A 3,351-nucleotide genomic window follows, 5' to 3' on the forward strand; every position below is an offset into this window, starting at 1 on the left:
CCCGGCGTCTTCTTCGCGATGATTAGTTTTGTTCGGTATAGGCTTTAAAATTGTCCATGATCGCTTGCCAGCCTGCTTGCTGGAACTCGACGGGATTAGAGCTTTCCGCGTCGAACGTTTCAATGACCTTCGTCTCATTCCTTGATCGACGAAAGCAATATCCACTTCCGTCTCCCATGGAAGCACTAAGAAAACTTTATTATTCAGTTTAGATCCGTGGATGGCTTCATTCTGACGGTCAGTCTAAAAATTTATTATCTTTGTACACATTTGCTTGGGTTTCGATTTGCCCCTCTACTTCGAGATTTGTCCGACGCAAAACTTTATAGATTGGAAAGCCAAGTGATTTCCCGAAACTGGAGAACCTTCTCCGCGGGCAAATTGATATGAAGGTCATTCGTGAAAACTTCGATGATGTCCTACGTCTGGCGCATTCTATTCGCGAGGGTAAAGTGTCCGGAGCGCTTATTATGGCCAAGCTTGGCTCCTACGCTCGTCAAAACAAGGTTGCCAAAGCTCTTCGAGAGATGGGACGTATTGAAAGGAGAAGCAGTGAACGCCCTGGCAAGAACTATTTTCTTTGGGAAGCATAGGGAACTGAGAGAACGTGCTTTGCAGGATCAGCTACAGTGTGCGAGTGCTTTGAACATCCTGATTAATGCAATTAGCGTTTGGAATACAGTTTATCTAGATAAAGCAACGGATCTTCTCCGGAGTAAAGGAGTGCTACGGGAGGAATTACTAAAACATATGTCTCCTTTGCTGGGAGCATATCAACTTCCTTGGAGAGTATCGTTTTGATTCGAAAGGAGTTACCACCTTAGAATCATTGAGGCCATTGAATCGAGGATAACACTAAAGCCGGTTACACCCTTAGCTTGGTGAAAGCCGGCTGTTTTTGTGTCAAGATTCCCTTAACGTTGTAAATCCGCGTTTTGCTAGCGGTGCCCCATCAATGAAGTAAATGGGCGCTTCGAACCGTGGGCACGTACTAAAAATGATAAAACATTTATTCCTGGTGGTATTTTAAGATGGATTCAGAGTGGTACGTTTCTAACCATGGAAAGTACCTCAATTAGTAAAGAAGAGATGATAAAAATAGCTAAATTATGACCGAATACAGAGTTAATCGAATTAATCAGTTTAGTTCTTCACCAATACTATTCGCTCATAAATTGAGCCAGACTTCCATGGAAAACCTCAACAAGGTAATAACCATGAAAAGCATTTTATTGAAACGAATCAGTTCTGAATAATAAAACAAAAAAACTGTCCTTTTCTCCTCGGTACAATTCGCTATGCACAAAATTTATTTGAACAATGTACACAATTCTAATTATGTACACGTTATTGCTTGTTAAGATACTTTGGAAAATCTAGTTATACAATCAGAAAAATGATTATGTACATGAAATTTAGGTAGTCTTAATGATAAGAAATCATCAAGGTAAGCTTAGTACGAAAAGACATCCACATTCGTTTCATAAGTCTGCTCCAAGAAGTTATATTTTTTAACATAACTTAAAATGATTTACCACATCTTAACTTGTCAATCCTTTCACGAGTTTACTGTATTTTGGCAATGCATACACCAAGATTTACCATTAACACCGTGCTTATAGTGTCAATGAACACCGTATGAACTTATGCCCAAAACCGCACTGCGCCGCCATTTGTTATGTTAAAATCGGCTCGAACAAAGATGTGCAAAACGTATGTAGGAGGACACCCACATGCAAAATCGTCAAAACGAAATTATTATTCCTGAAAATCCTGTTTCACACTTCCTGTTCACCAGTACGAAATCCGCTGCGATCTGGTTGATTATCAGATTGTATGTCGGCTATTCATGGATTACTGCTGGATGGAAAAAAGTCCAGTCCGATAGCTGGACCGGAGATGCGGCTGGCGGCGCGATTCAAGGGTTCGTAAAAGGCTCCTTGGCAAAAGCAGCTGAAGGAAAGGACGTAACCGGGTGGTACGCCTGGTTCCTGGAAAACGTCGTATTGCCAAATGCTAAGGTATTCGGCTTCTTCGTTGCTTATGGTGAGGTACTCGTCGGACTCGGCTTGATCCTCGGATGCTTGACAGGAATCGCAGCGTTTTTCGGCGGCTTGATGAACGTCAGCTTTCTGTTCGCAGGAACAGTCAGCACCAACCCACTCCTTTTTATTTTTGCCACTTGGCTCGTTCTGGCTTGGAAGGTTGCGGGCTGGTATGGTCTTGATCGCTGGGCGCTTTCTTATCTCGGAACACCTTGGACGCGGAAATCGCGCGATAGTGTTTTGCCGATGAATAAGTAATCCTTTCTTTCCTCTCAAATGACAAAGCCACCTTTTGCGGGTGGCTTTTGTTGTCCATTCAGAACAATTGTTACTGAAGTAACGGACAAATTGTATGAATTTATTCCGACATGTACCCGTGATTTTCAGCGAATATTTATACATGATGTTGAATGACTGTCAGATTGCTGTGCATTATTCTTTTGAGGAACTATAATTTTCTTACTTTTCAAATAATTTAACAGGAGGACAGTATGAACAAGTGGCTACTAGGCATTTCTACTGCTGTTTTGTTGTTTAGTCTCTCAGTCGGCTGTAGCTCGAAGCCCGCCGACAATCTCCAATCCCCCCCAGCGGAAACGACAGCAAAGCCTACTACCTCAGAGCCAATGGTCTTGCAATGGAGCATCACCGGGGAGCCTTCTACGATGGATGCCGGCATTGCAACAGATTCGACCTCGATGGACATGATCAATCTCACCTTCGAAGGACTGACCAGCGTCGACCGTCAAGGCCAGATGATCAACTCCATCGCGGAGAGCTACACGCATACTCCTGACTTCACTCATTTTACTTTTACCATTCGAAAGGACGCCAAATGGAGCAACGGCGATCCTGTTACCGCTCACGATTTTGAGTACGCCATCAAGCGCAATCTCGACCCCAAAACTGCTTCCGGCTACGCATATCAGCTCTTCTATATCAAAGGGGGCGAGGATTTTTACTCTGGAAAAGGCAAGCAAGAAGACGTCGGGGTAAAGGCAAAGGACGACTACACACTCGATTTCACCTTGCGCTCACCAACACCATTCTTCCGCGAATTGACCTCATTCACTACCTACTACCCTCTTCATAAAAAGACCATCGAGAGCAACCCTCAGTGGGCAGCAGAAGCGAAAACGATTGTCGGCAATGGCCCGTTTGTGATGGATACGTGGGAGCACAAATCCAAGCTTACCTTCAGTAAAAGCCCTACTTATTGGGACAGCGCCAACGTCAAGCTAGACCAGATCCATATTGTCATCATCGAGGATAACAACACCGCCCTGTCCATGTTTGAAAATGGCGA

Annotated in this window: 2 protein-coding genes and 1 pseudogene; all 3 read left to right on the forward strand. The window is 43.8% G+C overall.

What is annotated here, in order from left to right; genetic code table 11:
• Positions 1 to 264: 264 nt before the first annotated feature.
• Positions 265 to 853, forward strand: a pseudogene (locus C7R94_RS28775) (Tn3 family transposase); the annotation flags it as partial.
• A gap of 880 nt (positions 854 to 1,733) precedes the next feature.
• Complete coding sequence (locus C7R94_RS28785; RefSeq protein ID WP_106785939.1) at positions 1,734 to 2,303, forward strand: DoxX family protein; 570 nt, start codon at positions 1,734 to 1,736, stop codon at positions 2,301 to 2,303.
• Positions 2,304 to 2,536: 233 nt separating this feature from the next.
• On the forward strand, positions 2,537 to 3,351 hold an 815-nt coding region (locus tag C7R94_RS28790), incomplete at its 3' end, for a peptide ABC transporter substrate-binding protein (protein ID WP_146142849.1).

This window comes from Brevibacillus sp. NRRL NRS-603, from assembly GCF_003013445.1.
Lineage (GTDB): Bacteria > Bacillota > Bacilli > Brevibacillales > Brevibacillaceae > Brevibacillus > Brevibacillus formosus.

Excerpts from the sequence above, each read along its gene's own strand:
- C7R94_RS28785 (WP_106785939.1), top strand. The coding sequence starts at position 1,734 with ATGCAAAATCGTCAAAACGAAATTATTATTCCTGAAAATCCTGTTTCA.